The following is a 13,909-nucleotide window of genomic DNA, read 5'->3' as shown; positions in this document are numbered from 1 at the left end:
AACCATATCGAGTCCAGCCGGGTGGCGCTGATGTCGGACTTCGAATGGGACGACGCCAAGAATCGGCTCAACCAGACGAAACATGGCGTCGGATTCGAACTGGCCCAGCGGGCATTTCTCGATCCGCACCGCGTGATCGCCGAGGATCTCGATCACAGCCGGGACGAGCGGCGCTATTTCTGTTTCGGCAAAGTGGAGGGCGGCATCGTCACGGTGCGGTTCACGATGCGCAGCGGCAGGATCAGGATCTTCGGCGCCGGCTATTGGCGCAAAGGAAAGGCGATCTATGAGGAAACCAACGGTCAAGTATAGCAAGGGCGAGATCGGCCGCGTGCGGATCGTCGAGGATTTCCTGCCGTCGCCCGATCAACTCGTGCTGCGCGAGAACAACGTCAAGGTCACCCTCAGCCTGTCGCAGCGCTCGGTCGATTTCTTCAAGCGCGCCGCCGCGAAGCAGAAGGTGCCCTATCAGCGCATGATCCGGGCGCTGGTGGATGCGTATGCGGAGAAGCAGCGGAAGGGGTGAAGAAAACGGGTTTGTATAAACAAGACAATGTCAGGACTGCTCTCGCACGGCGAGCTGACCTAGTGTATCCCGCAGTGCGGGAATGATCGCGAGGAGTAGTGTCGGTGGTTGCGACAAGTATCTATTTGGATACGCATCACATTTCCAGGGCTGCGGATGGTTTAAACCGAATACCGGACCTTCTTGGAGATAAGAGATATCGCTTTGTATTCTCCGCAAGCCACGTTGTTGAGAGTTTACCGAAAGGGGCGGCCGAAAATCATTCGGCGGTGAAGCGCCTCTCTCTAATAGTCCAACCTTGTAACACGAGTGTGGTTGGTTGGGGAAATGTTTCAGAAAATGAACTTCGGTACGGATGCTGTCACCTTGAAGATATCGTCTGTAGCCAGCAAGATATGCTGTTTCCAGGGTTCGTATTCGATCGTACTACATGGACAGCGAAAGTCCGCCAAGGGCTAAAGGCTGTTTTGCTGGAGCGGGTGCCGGATGAGAATTTTCGGAGGTCGATACTCTCCAAGTTGATAAAGCGCGGTCGGCTGACTCCTGAAGCCATCCAGTTGCTGCGGATTCGTCAAGATGAAACGTCGGCTCAATTGCAAAGGGAAATGCCGCAGGCTGTGCCGTTGTTGAACGAGCTTTATCGATTTCTAGAAGGCAGTATCTCAGATAAGCTCTTTCTCGATCGCTTCAAAGAGACCCTCGCGAATCCGATTGCGCTTGCGCATCTATCTCAAAATCCAGAGCTATCTTCAATTTTGGAGTTTTCTAAGTTCTTTTGGGCGTACAATGATAGGCTAGCCAAACTTTTGAGGGAGCTCGCCGTCAAGTTGGTGAAGGTCCAATGTAGTGGGATTGGTTTGGAGTATGCTCAGATACGACGAAATCTCGTCGGACATCTCAATTCAGCGGAATTTCGATCTCTGGTAGCTAAGCAATTTGCGGGCGTAGAAGTTTCCTCGGAACGGTTGTGCCGAATGCCCGGCACGAAGGTGTTCGTTGACGTATTCTCTTTGTTTGTCTTGGAAAAAATGGATCGATTTGCAAATGACAGAAGTGCCGATTTCGGTGGGGCGCTTCAGCTAAAGCGCAGTGATGCGGCCGACCTAAGCCATTTGTTCTATTTTCCGTATGTCAATCTGTTCGGTTGCGACGGAGCGATGCGTGATCGTATCAGAAAGGCGGGGTGGTCGACCAAAAATGTGTTCACGACGGATGTGGAACTGGAGCGCCTCCTGAGAGCGGACAATGAGGTTTAGAAGGTGCTATGAATCCAACAACGGCGGGCATGGGCGCTTCTAGTTTCAGGATCTCCGAATTCGGTCCCGTTTTGAACCCTTCAAAACCTCTCCGAAACCGACTAGACAGGGCCGCAAATCCATCCTGAGGCCCCGCCCATGAACGCACCCACGCCGATCCCGTCCGCCGCCACGCCGGTTCCGCCCTACACCCACACGCCGCTGTTTCCGCTCGGCAAGGACGAGACGCCGTATCGCAAGATCACGTCGGAGGGGGTGCGTGTCGAGACGGTGCTGGGCCGGGACATGCTGGTGGTCGAGCGCGAGGCGCTGCGGGCGCTGTCGGAGGCGGCGTTCGGCGACATCAACCATTATCTGCGGCCGGGCCATCTCGCCCAGCTGCGCAAGATCCTCGACGATCCGGAGGCCAGCCCGAACGACAAGTTCGTGGCGCTGGACTTCCTGAAGAACGCCAACATCGCCGCCGGCGGCGTGCTGCCGATGTGCCAGGACACCGGCACCGCGATCATCATGGGCAAGAAGGGCTGCAACGTCATCACCGACGGCAGCGACGAGGCGGCGCTCTCCGAGGGCGCGCGCGATGCCTATCTGCGCCGCAATCTGCGCTACTCGCAGGTGGCGCCGCTGACGATGTACGAAGAGAAGAACACCGCCAACAACATGCCGGCGCAGTGCGAGATCTACGCGGAAGGCCAAGGGGACTCAGCAGCCGCCTACAAGTTCATGTTCATGGCCAAGGGCGGCGGCTCGGCCAACAAGAGCTTCCTGTTCCAGGCGACGCCGTCGGTGCTGACCCGCGACCGGCTGCTGGCGTTCCTGAAAGAGAAGATCATGACGCTCGGCACCGCGGCGTGCCCGCCCTATCATCTGGCGATCGTGATCGGCGGCACCTCGGTCGAGTCGACCATGAAGACGGTGAAGCTCGCATCCGCGCGCTATCTCGACGCGCTGCCGACGCAAGGCTCCGAATTCGGCAACGCCTTCCGCGATCTCGAGATGGAGCAGGAAATCCTGAAGATGACGCAGAGCCTCGGCGTCGGCGCGCAGTTCGGCGGCAAGTATTTCTGCCACGACGTCCGAGTCATCCGGCTGCCGCGCCACGGCGCGTCGTTGCCGATCGGGCTCGGCGTGTCGTGCTCGGCGGATCGCCAGGTGCTCGGCAAGATCACCAAGGACGGCGTCTATCTCGAGGAGCTCGAGCACCATCCGGCGCAATATCTGCCGGAGGTCGAGCAGGCGCTCGGCGGCGAGGTGGTGCAGATCGATCTGAACCAGCCGATGCAGGACATTCTCGCCACGCTGAGCGAACACCCGATCAAGACCCGGCTGTCGCTGACCGGCACCATGATCGTGGCGCGCGACGCCGCCCATGCGAAATTGCGCGAACGCCTCGACAAGGGCGAGCCGTTGCCGGACTATTTCAAGAACCATCCGGTGTACTACGCCGGCCCCGCCAAGACGCCCGACGGCTACGCCTCCGGCGCGTTCGGCCCGACCACGGCGGGGCGGATGGACTCGTTCGTCGATCAGTTCCAGGCCGCCGGCGGCTCGATGGTGATGGTCGCCAAGGGCAACCGCGCGCCCGCGGTGCGCGAGGCCTGCAAGAAATACGGCGGCTTCTATCTCGGCTCGATCGGCGGCGCCGCGGCGAACCTCGCCGAGCACTGCATCAAGAAGGTCGAGGTGCTGGAATATCCCGAGCTCGGCATGGAGGCGATCTGGAAGATCGACGTCGTCGACTTCCCGGCCTTCATCATCGTCGACGACAAGGGCAACGACTTCTTCAAGGAACTCAATCTGGGCTGAGGCGGCGCCAACAACCTCGCACCGTCATTCCGGGGCGCCGCGCAGCGGCGAACCCGGAATCCAGAGGTTGTTGCAGTCAGGTGCTCAACAACTTCGAGATTCCGGGTTCGCGCGTTTCACGCGCGCCCCGGAATGACTCCCTGGGGCAATCTGTTACGCCCGCGTGCCGGTGAAGGGGAACGAGCCCATCGGGCCGATGCCCATTTCACCGGAGATGCTGTCGCCGCTCACCTTGCCGGTGTAGGCCAGCGTCAGCGGCATCGGGTTGGTGATCGACAGCTTCCAGGCGACGTCGTCGCCGTTCACCGTGCCGTCGAAGATCTCGCCCGCATCGCCGTCGGCGGATTGCGTGCCGGTGAGCGTGGTTCCGTCGGCCTTCAGCGTCAGGTCGGCCTGCCGCTCGCCCATCGGCGTGCTCATGGTGATCTTCCAGTTTCCGTCGACTGCCATCTGTCTCTCCCTTGGGGCCGGCTTCAAAAGATGCCGGGCGGCCCGTCTTAAACTGCCGCAGGGCGGGCGAACAAGCCCGATCGCGGATCGCGGCTGCGGCGAGGGGCCGCGACGATCGCCCGGCCGACCGCGACGGTGTTCGGCTCTACCGATTGTGCACGAGAATACCAGTCGTGCGGCCCCGCGGCGCGCGCCGTATCGTCGTGAGTATCAGGGCGAGGGGCAGTCGCCGGGGCGGCGGGAGAAGTCGACCATCGTGTGATTGGCGACCGCCGCCTCGGCCCGCGCCGCGGATGGCGCGGCGATTCGGTGCCGACTGCGGATCACCAGCCGGAACACCAGATATTGAAGCGCCATGGCGGCGACTTTCGCGGCCGGGGCGATCACCATCACGACCACCGTCCAGGTCGTCACGCTGCCGGTCAGCGCAGCCGCCACGATGCCGACGCCGAGGCCGATCATCAGCGCCGCCCACAGATAGCCGGCGGCCCGGACGTATTCCGGGATCGTCGTCGCCACGATCGGCGGCACGTAGCGCAGCATCCAGTCTCGCCGCAACATGATCGCGCCGACGGCGATATGGCCGACGCTGGGTTTGATCAGCACGAAACGCGGATCGTTGGTGAGCAGCGTCGCGCCGCCGAGCACGACCACCAGCGCGACGCTGGCATAGGCCATCACGTCGAGCCGCAGGCCCTTGATCCGTGCGTAAACGAACTGGCCGACCGCGCCCACCACCGCCACGATCGTCGCCAGCGCCACATTGCCGGTCGAGAAATACAGCACCACGAAGATGATCGTGGAGAAGAAGTCGCTGCCGAGCTTGGCGAACACGGCCTTCATGGTGGTCCCTCTCGGCGGGTTCGCGGTGCAGGCGCTCAGGTGATGACGCCGCGTGCGGGTGCGTCGGCGGCGTCGCCAGCGTCGCCGCCAAGTGTGCGGGGTACACTGCACGAAGTAAACCTCGCACCGGCGCGAAGCCGGCCGTCGCGGCTCACGCCCGCGTGAGATCCGGCGGCCTGTGCCCCGTGCGGCACATTCGAGGCCGTCGCGCGCGGCCGACGATGCCAGGCTGAACCGCAGATTTCGCCAGGCTGGGGAAGGTTCGTCGGGGGGCCACGAAACCCCTGCCAATTGCCGTGGAATCGCTCTAGAAGACAGCCTCGCGATCCGTTCACCGCCTGGAAGATCATGCCCGCTTTGTCGAACAAGCCCTACCGCATCGGCCGCTCCAAAACCGGGCTCGGCCTGTTCGCCACCCAGCCGATCAAGAAGGGCACCAAGATCATCCGTTATTTCGGGCCGATGCTCGACTGCAACAAGAAGAAGGACGACGCGGTCGAGAACAAATATCTGTTCCAGATCAGCAAGCGCTGGACCGTCGACGGCTCGGTGCGCAAGAACATCGCGCGCTACATCAACCACGCCTGCAATCCGAACGCGGAGTCGGATGTGAACGTGCGCAAGCGCAAGATCATCATCCGCGCGATCAAGAACATCGAGCCCGGCGACGAGATCAACTACGACTACGGCACCGATTACTTCAAAGAATATCTGAAGCCGATCGGCTGCAAATGCGAATCCTGCGAAAAGAAGCGCAAGAAGAAGGCCGCCGAAGCCCGCGCCGAGAAGGCGAAGCTGAAAGAGAAGGCCGCGCGCAAGGCGCAGAAGCAGGCCGACAGGGACGCTGGCAAGGCGAAGGCCGGCGGAAAGGCGAAGCCCGAGAAGGCCGTCAAGGCGAAGACGCCGAAGGGCAAATCTGCGAAGGCCAAGACTTCCAAGTCCGCGGCGTCCAAGTCCGATGCGTCCAAGTCCGCGGCGTCCAAGCCCAAGGCTTCGAAGACGTCGACGTCCAAGATGTCGAAGTCCAAATCGAAAGCCGCCTAGTTCGGTTCCCACCAAGGTCGTCATGCCGGGCTTGTCCCGAGCATCCACCAACGACGGCAGTTGCGGCGGGGAAGAACGTGGATGGCCGGGACGAGCCCGGCCATGACGTGGTGTGGGATCTCGATCGTTCAGAAGCTCCTCGACGTCATTGCGAGGAGCGAAGCGACAAAGCAATCCAGCTCCGCGCTCGGCGCGTGGATTGCTTCGCTGCGCTCGCAATGACGGCCTCAGGCCGTCACCGCCCGCTCGCTCCGCCGCAGCCCGATGAACTGCAGCTCGGCGAACACGCCGACGGCGATCGCCTGCATCACCACGAAGGCGATGCCGAGCGCGTTGGGTGTCACCGCGCCGCTGATCAGCAGCGCGATGCTGCCGAGCGTCCACAGCGCGTTGCCGACGATCACCAGCAGCACCAGTGGCCGGATCAGCGCGGCGCGGGTAGCGAGCCAGCCGACGAAGGCCGCATAGGCGATCAGGAACAGCCCGGTCTCGAGCAACAGCGGCTGCGGCAGCGCCAGCAGCGGTGACAGCGCGCCGGCGCCGAATGCGCACAGCAGCGCCATCGCGCCGCTGACCAGCGCATCGGCTTGCAGCGCGCGGCGGAGCAGCACGGACGGTCGGATCATGGTGGTCTCCTTCGGTTCGGTTGCGATGCGCCACCCTGACCGCCTCCGCTGCCGAATTCGATTACCCCGCAGGTCATGGAAGCTGCGACGGACGCGTGATAGATTTTCGCCATGAACACAACCGTCTCGTCAGCCAAAGCGGCCGCCGGCGCGCAGCCGGTCCGCATCGGTGATTACTTGCGGCAATGGCGCCAGCGCCGTCATCTGAGCCAGCTCGATCTCGCGCTCGATGCGGAGATTTCCGCGCGGCATCTGTCGTTCGTCGAGACCGGCCGCGCCGCGCCGTCGCGCGACATGGTGATGCGGCTGGCGGAGCGGCTCGACGTGCCGCTACGCGAACGGAACGTGCTGCTGGTGGCGGCGGGCTTCGCGCCGGCGTTCCCGCAACGGACGCTCGACGATCCGGCGCTGCATGCGGCGCGTGCCGCGGTCGATCAGGTGCTGACCGCGCACGAGCCGAATCCTGCGCTTGCGGTCGACCGGCACTGGAACCTGGTGTCGGCCAATCGCATGGTGATGCCGCTGCTGGACGGCATCGCGCCGGATCTGCTGGCGCCGCCGCTCAACGTGCTGCGGCTGTCGTTTCATCCGGAGGGGCTGGCGGCGCGCACCGCCAATCTCGGCGAATGGTGCGCGCATCTGCTGGAGCGGCTGCATCGGCAATGCGAGGCGACCGCCGATCCGAAGCTGATCGCGCTGTATCAGGAACTGAAGACCTATCCGGTGCCGGCCCGCGCCGCGCCGATCGCGCCCGATGCGGTGGCGGTGCCGTTCAGGCTTAGGCTCGGCGGCGAGGTGCTGAGTTTCATCTCGACCACGATGGTGTTCGGCACGCCGGTCGACGTCACGCTCTCGGAAATCGCGATCGAGACCTTCTTCGCGGCCGACGAAGCCACGTCGGCACGGCTGCGCAGCATGGCGGCCGGGCTGTAGCGCCTTGCGGGCGGTTGTCGCGGTCCCATCTGTATGGGACTGTCGGGCGGGTAACGAAGAACAAGGAGGCGCCGATGAGCGCGATCAAGCCGTTGAAGATCGATGTCGTCTCCGATGTCGTTTGCCCGTGGTGCTACATCGGTAAGCGCCGCATCGAGCAGGCGCTGGCGCTGGTACCCGATGTGCCGGTCGAACTCAACTACCGGCCGTTCTTTCTCAACCCGTGGGTGCCGCGCGAGGGTATTGCGCGCGACGAGTATCTCACCAAGAAATTCGGCTCGCCCGAGCGCTACAAGGAGATCGCTGCCCGCGTCGTCGACGCCGCCGCGCAGGAGGGGCTCGCCTATCACCCGGACCGCGTGCAGCGGCAGCCGAACACGATTGACTGTCACCGGCTGATCCATTGGGCCGAGGCGATCGGTCAGGGGCCGGCGATGAAGCAGCGGCTGATGGAATTGTACTTCTGCGACGGCGGCGATCTCACGGACATCGACGTGCTGGTGCAGGCCGCGGCCGATATCGGCCTCGATGCCGGCGACGTGCGCACCAGGCTCGCCGGCGACGAAGACGTCGCGCTGATTTCGGGGCAGGCGGAGGAGGCGGCCGAGAAGGGCATCTCCGGCGTACCGACCTTCGTGTTCGCGCAGACCTATGCGGTGTCGGGCGCGCAGGATCCGGCGCAGCTCGCCAAGGCGATCCGCCACATCTCGGCGGAGATCAACGCCGAGGCGGCGGAGTAACCATAGCGTTTTCGAGCGAAGTGGATCCCGGTTCGCGTGAAGAAAACGCGTCGACTGGCAATCTATCGCTTGAGCATGCGCTTCGCCGTCTGGCGCAGCGCTTCGCGGGCGCGCAGGGCGAGCGTGATCGGTCCGAACAGCGGATCGCGCGATCGCAGCGGGATCAGCACGTCGCCCATCGCCAGCCGCCCGCGCCAGATCGGGTCGATCATCGGATGATCGGGCGCAGCGGTGGAATCGACCATCGCGATCGCCGGATCGGCGCAAAGATGCCGCGTCAGTTCCAGTGTCAGCAGCACGCCCGGCGAATGCCGGGCGAAGCCTTCGGCGATGCCGAGCTTGAAGAAGAAGGCGCGGTCGCCTTGCCGCAGCACGATGCCGGCGGCGATCGGCTCTGCGCCCGCGTGCAAAAGCGCGATCTCGCAGGCGCCGCGCGCGGCCAGCGCGATCGCGGCTTGCCGCAGCCGCCCGGCCAGCTCCGGCTGGTGCATCAGCGCGGTGCCGCGGCGGCCCTTCCAGCCGCTGGCTTCCAGCGCGAGAAACAGATCATAGGCCTCGGCCACCGCATCCGGCGTTCGCGCCATGCTGAAGCGCGCCTCGCCGTGGTCGCCGAGCCGGCGCGTCAGCCGGCGATATTCCTTGAGACGCTTGCCGCCGAGCGCGTCGCGCAGCAATTCGTCGCCGTCGCGCGTGGCGTCGAGGCAGGCGCGCGACCAACCGCGCAGCAGCACCGGCGAAAGGCCGTCGGCAGCCGCGGCGCGCGACAATGTCTGCATGGCTTCGCCGTCGCGCGCGACGTCGCGCAGCAGCAAGGCGTGGGCTCCGGTCGCGCGGGCCTGAGCCAGCATTGCGGCGGCGGCGCGGTCGGCAGCGCCGCGGTCGAGCACGGGCGTGTCGAGCGAGCGGAACGGATCGGCGGAGACCAGCACCGGCAGCGGCAACCGAAACGCTTGCCAGGCCGACAGCACCGGCAACAGGCCGATCAGCGCCCCGCTCGCATCATCGGCCGTCAGCGCGTGGGTCACGGCGCGGGCACGGGCGTCGCCGTTCGCGGCCATGGCCCATTCCGGCAGGTAATAGGCATTCGGTTCGAGCGCCCGGTCGGCGAGATCGCGCCAGCCGCCGGCGTCGATCGCAGCCATCGCCGGCAAAACCGCGCGTGTCGCCGCCCCGCCTCGCGGGGCGCGTGTGATCGGCGTTGAAGTCGCGATGTCGGCCACGTCAGCATCCTGCCCATAGCGCAGCCGTCGCGGTCGATCGCGACGTCCGGCGTCGATGGAAAAATAAAGGAGACAGATGGGAAATGAGTGAGTTCACCGCGGATTTCACCGGGTAATGTTAACTGCAGCTTGCCCCGCGCAGATTGCTGCGCGCGGAACCCGGACGAGGTCCGGGGCGCGGCGTCCAATTGCCACGGGCTTGCGGTGAACCCGGTCGCTGCGGCGGCCGACCAACTGCGGGAAATTGCTTTGGAACAGGAGAGGTCGATGTTGCGTGCGATGCTGTGGAACGCGGCGGTAGCTGCAACGATGATGCTGGGGGCGGAGGCTGCGCTGGCGGAAAGCCGCGTCGCCCTGGTGGTCGGCCAGTCGGCCTACCGCGCCGTGCCGGCGCTGCCCAATCCGGTCAATGACGCCAAGGCGATCGAGAAGCTGCTCGGCGATGCCGGCTTCGAGGTCACGGCCGCGAACGATCTGACCCAGACCGAGTTGCGCCAGATGGTCGGCGATTTCGCCGCCAAAGTCGCAGCCAAGGGGCCGGACACCGTCGCGCTGATGTTCTACGCGGGCCACGGCATCCAGGTCGACGGCGAGAACTATCTCATCCCCATCGACGTCGATCCCAAGCGCGAGGCTGATATTCCGCTGCAGGCGGTGCGGCTCAACGACGTGCTCAACACCCTGACCTCGGTGCCGACCCGCAGCCGCATCATCATGCTCGATGCCTGCCGCAACAATCCGTTCCCCGAGATCCGGAAGACCACCGGGCAGGGGCTGGCGCTGGTCGACGCCAAGACCGGCGCGCCGGGCACCTTCCTGTCGTTCTCGACTGCGCCGGGCACCGAGGCCGAAGACGGCGGCGGCGCCAACAGCCCCTATACCGCGGCGCTGCTCAAGGCGGGCCGCGAGAGCGGGCTGCAGATCGAGGATACGTTCAAGCGGGTGCGGCTGGCGGTCAATCAGGCCACCTCCGGCCGGCAGACGCCGTGGGAGAGCTCTTCGCTGTTGGATGATTTCCGCTTCTTCGGCAGTGCCGAGGACGGCCTCAAGCCGGAGAAGAAGCGCAGCGTCGAGGAATGGAAGGCCTTCCTCAAGGGCAAGCCGATCGAGCAGGCCAACGAGTTGATCGTCTCAGACGGCTCCGGCGACGCCTATGAGGCGTTCGTGTCGCTGTATGCCGAGCCGCCGCTCGGTCCCGAGGCGAAGCGCTGGCTCGACCGCTTTCGCCAGATGCAGGCCTGGAACCGGGCGGTGCTCGCCAACAGCGGGCCGGCCTACCGGTCCTTCCTCGACCAGTATCCCGACAGCGACCTGACCCCGACCGCGAAGAAACTGGAAGAACGCCAGCGCAACAAGCCGGTGCCCGCGGTGGCGATCCCGGCTGCGACGCAAGCCAGCCTGACCCCGGTGGCGCCTGCGTCCGCGGCGACCTGTCCGTGCAGCACGCCGCCCGCGATCCAGAAGAAGGTCGACAAGCCCAAGCGCGTCGAGCGCGCGGAGCCGCCGAAACGGACCGCCCAGCCGCCGCGCGGCCGAGTCTACTATGAGGATGACGACGTCGTCGTGGTGCGCCGCCCGCCGGTCTATTACGACCCGCCGCGCGGCCCGAGCATTTCGATCGGCGGTGGCATCCGGGGCGGCGGCTATGGCGGCGGCCCGAGCCGAGGCGGCGACGGCGGCCGCGTCGGCGGCAGCCGCTACTGACCGTCCGTGGCGCATCGAGGGCGCGTGCGTGCCCAGCGGGGCGCAGGCGGCGATCGGAGGGGCGGGTGCGGGAAGCCGTTCTACTGAAAGGCGACGCCGATCCGCTGGGCGGCGCCCCACACCGGGCGGCAGCGGTGGCTCACCTTGTCGGTCTCGATCACCAGCACGAATTCCTCCGGCAGGGCGACGGGGCCTTCGACGTCGATCCGTGCGCCCGTCGCCGACAGATTGCGCACGGTGCAGTCGAAGCCTGCGCCGCCGATGGCGATCGTGCCGCGCTTGAAAACTCGATGGCGCGGCGCGCCCCGTCGCTCTGTCATGGTGGTCGTCCGATTGATCGATTGCTGCGGCGAGTGTTGCGGCAGACAGTTTGCAAAGTTCTGAAAATACCGACGAATTCCGGGGCGTTCTGATTCAGAATAATTTTACCACGAGCGACGGACCCGGCGGATTGCGATTCAGAGGAAGTTGGAGCGAAGTCGACGGGCGGAAATGCCGTCAGGGGAGGGATGAGATGTTGAAATTTGCGGGTGTGCTCGTGGCGGCTGTCGGTCTGCTGGCGGCACCGGTCGGCGCCAGGTCGGAGACGCTGGATCTGGCGACGATGTCGTGCAAGCAGTTCGTCGAGTCCGACCCGGACACGATCAAGATGGTGCTGACCTGGCTGGACGGCTGGTACAAGGGCGATTCCGACGACGCCCTCATCGACACCGAGGTATTCGTGTCGAACGCCAAGAAGTTCGGCGTCTATTGCGGCGCCAACCCCAGTGTGAGCATCGTCACCGCGGCCGAGAAGATCCTCGGCAAGTGATCGCCACGCCGGTCACAGCATCGCGAACGCGCTCGACACCATCGCCACCGGCTTGCCGTCGGCGGCGCTGAGCAAGGTCACGCGGCCGAAGCTCATGGTGCGGCCGAGCCGCACCACCCGCGCGTCCGCCAGCACGTCGGACGAGGTGACCGCCTTGAGGAAATGCGTGGTCTGATCGACCGTGGTCATCGGCCGGAATCCGCGATTGGCGGCCAGGATCGCGATCACCATCGCGGTGTCGGCCAGCGCCATCAGCGCTTGGCCGCAGACGATGCCGCCGCTGCGGCACAGCCGGTCGGAAAACGCCATTCGCAACGTCGCGCCGGGCTGCCAGTCGTGGCCGGCGCCGGACGGCGCTGCCGTCTCGATCGCTTCCACTGACAGGCCGAGGTCCTGCACCCATGGGGCGAAAACCTCTCCCAGCGTGCGCCGCGCATCCGCGAGGCCGAATTCCGCCACCTGGCCGCTCTCCGTCATCTCGTCTCCCATCGATCTGTTTTTTTGGTTTCTGTGCGTTGCCGCGCCGGGTTGAATGCCCGGATGTCGTTGAATTTACAAGGCATCCGACCCGATTCGCGGCGGCTTGAAAACGCCACGGTCGTTCCCTTATGGTCCCCGCAGTTGTGGTGGGGTGGCGTATGGCGAAGCGTTCGGCTTTGATCCTCGGTCTGGTTGCTGCGGCGATTCTCCTCGATGGCTGTACCAAATGCGGCCCGATCTGGGAGGATTGGATGCAGTCGCCGAAGTCCTGTCGGTCCGATCGTCTGTAACGCCGCCGAAACCGTCGAGCGCGCGAAGGGAGTCTCCGATGAAGTTGTTGCGCGGCGTCGCACTGAGCGTGCTGCTGGCCGGGCCTGCCTATGCGCAGATGCCGAACGTCAATCTGATGCCCGAGGTCCAGCACAAGTCGCCGGAAGAGAAGGCGCAGGATGCGATCAGGGACAAGGCCTATCGCGAGTCGCTGCGCAAGATCCCCGATGCCAAGGCACCGAGCGATCCGTGGGGTGACGTGCGTAGCAACGAACCTGCAACGGCGAAACCGAAGACCGCGACGACGAAGTCGAAGAAGACCGGACAGGCCGCGAACTAATTTCGGTCTGGACGCGCGTAGTGCGTGTTCAAAACGGCACAGATTTTTTCTGGAAATTGATGTTGATGGACCGACGCGGCGAGTGTTTCGCCGCGCGGCTCTTCCAGCGATCGATGGCGGAGGGCTTGCTCCGCGATTGCAGGATGAGACGTGAATTCCAACGAAGCGGCGTTCGATCCCACCGCGTTTCTCGGCAGCGCTGGACCGGGCCGGTCCATACAGCAATTCCGCAAGAACCAGAGCATTTTCGCGCAAGGCGACAAGGCCGACAGCGTGCTGTTTCTTCAGCATGGTCGCGTCAAGCTGGTGGTGATGTCGGAGCAGGGCAAAGAGGGCGTCGTCGCGATCCTTGAATCGGGGCAGTTCTTGGGCGAGAGCGCGCTGATCGGCCGGCGGCGCCTGTCCACCGCGGTGGCGCTCGAGGACTGCATCGTCACCACGCTGACCAACACGGTGCTGATCGCGACGCTGCAGCGCGAGCCCGGCATGTGCGAGTTCTTCATGACTCACCTGCTCAGGCGCAATTGCCGCGTCGAGGAGGATTTGATCGATCAGTTGTTCAATTCCAGCGAGAAGCGCCTGGCACGACTGTTACTTCTGCTCGCTGATTTCCACCCGGGCGACACCGCCAAATCGCTGCCTGTCGATGTCAGCCAGGAGACTCTGGCGGAGATGATCGGCACGACGCGATCGCGCGTCAGTCACTTCATGAACAAGTTCCGCAAGCTCGGCTTCATCGACTACAACGGCCACATCGAAGTGTATCCGTCGCTACGCAGCGCTGTGTCGCCGGACAAGGCGCGGCTGCCCGAAGGCGATGCGCGGCCTTTCGACTGAACGGCCGGATGGCGATCGCCGAA

Annotated in this window: 17 protein-coding genes; 11 read left to right on the top strand and 6 right to left on the bottom strand. The window is 64.6% G+C overall.

The window, feature by feature from the left end; genetic code table 11:
• The first annotated feature begins 30 nt into the window (after positions 1–30).
• From RPB_RS24925 to RPB_RS18965, 4 genes are all read left to right on the top strand, one after another.
• Positions 31–312, top strand: coding sequence for a BrnT family toxin (locus tag RPB_RS24925; RefSeq protein WP_011442643.1), 282 nt, complete (start codon positions 31–33; stop codon positions 310–312).
• Positions 287–526 carry a hypothetical protein gene (locus RPB_RS24920; RefSeq protein WP_011442642.1) on the top strand — a complete coding sequence of 80 codons (240 nt, stop codon included), beginning with the start codon at positions 287–289 and terminating at the stop codon, positions 524–526. The genes RPB_RS24925 and RPB_RS24920 overlap by 26 nt, the downstream gene beginning before the upstream one ends.
• 104 nt (positions 527–630) lie before the next feature.
• Entirely contained in the window at positions 631–1,782 is a 1,152-nt protein-coding gene (locus tag RPB_RS18970; RefSeq protein ID WP_157038866.1) for a hypothetical protein, read from the top strand.
• A 138-nt stretch (positions 1,783–1,920) separates the two neighbouring features.
• Positions 1,921–3,588: a fumarate hydratase gene (locus RPB_RS18965; protein ID WP_011442640.1), complete on the top strand. Its 1,668-nt coding sequence runs from the start codon at positions 1,921–1,923 to the stop codon at positions 3,586–3,588.
• 153 nt (positions 3,589–3,741) lie between these two features.
• Here the strand turns inward: RPB_RS18965 and RPB_RS18960 are convergent, their stop codons facing one another.
• Together RPB_RS18960 and RPB_RS18955 are read right to left on the bottom strand one after the other, a co-directional pair.
• Positions 3,742–4,038, bottom strand: a complete 297-nt coding sequence (locus RPB_RS18960; protein WP_011442639.1) for a hypothetical protein — start codon at positions 4,036–4,038, stop codon at positions 3,742–3,744.
• A gap of 210 nt (positions 4,039–4,248) precedes the next feature.
• On the bottom strand, positions 4,249–4,881 hold the full coding sequence (locus RPB_RS18955) for an inner membrane-spanning protein YciB (protein ID WP_011442638.1): 633 nt from the start codon (positions 4,879–4,881) through the stop codon (positions 4,249–4,251).
• Between the two features lie 348 nt (positions 4,882–5,229).
• On the opposite strand from RPB_RS18955, the gene RPB_RS18950 reads away from it, so the two are divergent.
• Positions 5,230–5,925 carry an SET domain-containing protein gene (locus RPB_RS18950; protein ID WP_041798355.1) on the top strand — a complete coding sequence of 232 codons (696 nt, stop codon included), beginning with the start codon at positions 5,230–5,232 and terminating at the stop codon, positions 5,923–5,925.
• A 227-nt stretch (positions 5,926–6,152) separates the two neighbouring features.
• Here RPB_RS18950 and RPB_RS18945 read toward each other — a convergent pair whose 3' ends face one another.
• Complete coding sequence (locus RPB_RS18945; RefSeq protein ID WP_011442636.1) at positions 6,153–6,551, bottom strand: hypothetical protein; 399 nt, start codon at positions 6,549–6,551, stop codon at positions 6,153–6,155.
• 111 nt (positions 6,552–6,662) lie between these two features.
• Between RPB_RS18945 and RPB_RS18940 the strand changes: the two genes are divergently transcribed.
• Together RPB_RS18940 and RPB_RS18935 are read left to right on the top strand one after the other, a co-directional pair.
• On the top strand, positions 6,663–7,484 hold the full coding sequence (locus tag RPB_RS18940) for a helix-turn-helix domain-containing protein (protein WP_011442635.1): 822 nt from the start codon (positions 6,663–6,665) through the stop codon (positions 7,482–7,484).
• 74 nt (positions 7,485–7,558) lie between these two features.
• Positions 7,559–8,224, top strand: coding sequence for a DsbA family oxidoreductase (locus RPB_RS18935; RefSeq protein ID WP_011442634.1), 666 nt, complete (start codon positions 7,559–7,561; stop codon positions 8,222–8,224).
• Positions 8,225–8,286: 62 nt separating this feature from the next.
• Here RPB_RS18935 and RPB_RS18930 read toward each other — a convergent pair whose 3' ends face one another.
• The gene (locus RPB_RS18930; RefSeq protein ID WP_011442633.1) at positions 8,287–9,444 is read right to left on the bottom strand and encodes a GNAT family N-acetyltransferase; all 1,158 of its coding nucleotides are present in this window, start codon (positions 9,442–9,444) and stop codon (positions 8,287–8,289) included.
• 267 nt (positions 9,445–9,711) lie between these two features.
• Between RPB_RS18930 and RPB_RS18925 the strand changes: the two genes are divergently transcribed.
• Positions 9,712–11,148 (top strand): caspase family protein, encoded by a 1,437-nt coding sequence (locus RPB_RS18925; protein WP_011442632.1) that lies wholly within the window; start codon positions 9,712–9,714, stop codon positions 11,146–11,148.
• 80 nt (positions 11,149–11,228) lie between these two features.
• On the opposite strand, the gene RPB_RS18920 is transcribed toward RPB_RS18925, so the two are convergent.
• A complete protein-coding gene (locus tag RPB_RS18920) occupies positions 11,229–11,468 on the bottom strand; it encodes a PilZ domain-containing protein (RefSeq protein WP_011442631.1) in 240 nt (79 codons plus the stop codon).
• A 194-nt stretch (positions 11,469–11,662) separates the two neighbouring features.
• On the opposite strand from RPB_RS18920, the gene RPB_RS18915 reads away from it, so the two are divergent.
• Positions 11,663–11,959, top strand: coding sequence for an HdeA/HdeB family chaperone (locus RPB_RS18915; RefSeq protein WP_011442630.1), 297 nt, complete (start codon positions 11,663–11,665; stop codon positions 11,957–11,959).
• A 12-nt stretch (positions 11,960–11,971) separates the two neighbouring features.
• Here RPB_RS18915 and RPB_RS18910 read toward each other — a convergent pair whose 3' ends face one another.
• Positions 11,972–12,436, bottom strand: coding sequence for a PaaI family thioesterase (locus tag RPB_RS18910; protein WP_011442629.1), 465 nt, complete (start codon positions 12,434–12,436; stop codon positions 11,972–11,974).
• Between the two features lie 331 nt (positions 12,437–12,767).
• On the opposite strand from RPB_RS18910, the gene RPB_RS18905 reads away from it, so the two are divergent.
• Together RPB_RS18905 and RPB_RS18900 are read left to right on the top strand one after the other, a co-directional pair.
• Complete coding sequence (locus RPB_RS18905) at positions 12,768–13,049, top strand: hypothetical protein (protein ID WP_011442628.1); 282 nt, start codon at positions 12,768–12,770, stop codon at positions 13,047–13,049.
• A 150-nt stretch (positions 13,050–13,199) separates the two neighbouring features.
• Positions 13,200–13,886, top strand: coding sequence for a Crp/Fnr family transcriptional regulator (locus tag RPB_RS18900; RefSeq protein WP_011442627.1), 687 nt, complete (start codon positions 13,200–13,202; stop codon positions 13,884–13,886).
• The last annotated feature ends 23 nt before the right edge of the window (positions 13,887–13,909 follow it).

This window comes from Rhodopseudomonas palustris HaA2 (assembly GCF_000013365.1).
GTDB lineage: Bacteria > Pseudomonadota > Alphaproteobacteria > Rhizobiales > Xanthobacteraceae > Rhodopseudomonas > Rhodopseudomonas palustris_J.
This window is presented reverse-complemented; position numbering and strand designations above follow the sequence as displayed.

Excerpts from the sequence above, each read along its gene's own strand:
- RPB_RS18905 (WP_011442628.1), top strand. The coding sequence starts at position 12,768 with ATGAAGTTGTTGCGCGGCGTCGCACTGAGCGTGCTGCTGGCCGGGCCT.
- RPB_RS18940 (WP_011442635.1), top strand. The coding sequence starts at position 6,663 with ATGAACACAACCGTCTCGTCAGCCAAAGCGGCCGCCGGCGCGCAGCCG.
- RPB_RS18935 (WP_011442634.1), top strand. The coding sequence starts at position 7,559 with ATGAGCGCGATCAAGCCGTTGAAGATCGATGTCGTCTCCGATGTCGTT.
- RPB_RS18945 (WP_011442636.1), bottom strand. The coding sequence starts at position 6,551 with ATGATCCGACCGTCCGTGCTGCTCCGCCGCGCGCTGCAAGCCGATGCG.
- RPB_RS18955 (WP_011442638.1), bottom strand. The coding sequence starts at position 4,881 with ATGAAGGCCGTGTTCGCCAAGCTCGGCAGCGACTTCTTCTCCACGATC.
- RPB_RS18925 (WP_011442632.1), top strand. The coding sequence starts at position 9,712 with ATGTTGCGTGCGATGCTGTGGAACGCGGCGGTAGCTGCAACGATGATG.
- RPB_RS18910 (WP_011442629.1), bottom strand. The coding sequence starts at position 12,436 with ATGACGGAGAGCGGCCAGGTGGCGGAATTCGGCCTCGCGGATGCGCGG.
- RPB_RS24925 (WP_011442643.1), top strand. The coding sequence starts at position 31 with ATGTCGGACTTCGAATGGGACGACGCCAAGAATCGGCTCAACCAGACG.
- RPB_RS18915 (WP_011442630.1), top strand. The coding sequence starts at position 11,663 with ATGTTGAAATTTGCGGGTGTGCTCGTGGCGGCTGTCGGTCTGCTGGCG.
- RPB_RS18960 (WP_011442639.1), bottom strand. The coding sequence starts at position 4,038 with ATGGCAGTCGACGGAAACTGGAAGATCACCATGAGCACGCCGATGGGC.
- RPB_RS18950 (WP_041798355.1), top strand. The coding sequence starts at position 5,230 with ATGCCCGCTTTGTCGAACAAGCCCTACCGCATCGGCCGCTCCAAAACC.
- RPB_RS24920 (WP_011442642.1), top strand. The coding sequence starts at position 287 with ATGAGGAAACCAACGGTCAAGTATAGCAAGGGCGAGATCGGCCGCGTG.
- RPB_RS18920 (WP_011442631.1), bottom strand. The coding sequence starts at position 11,468 with ATGACAGAGCGACGGGGCGCGCCGCGCCATCGAGTTTTCAAGCGCGGC.
- RPB_RS18965 (WP_011442640.1), top strand. The coding sequence starts at position 1,921 with ATGAACGCACCCACGCCGATCCCGTCCGCCGCCACGCCGGTTCCGCCC.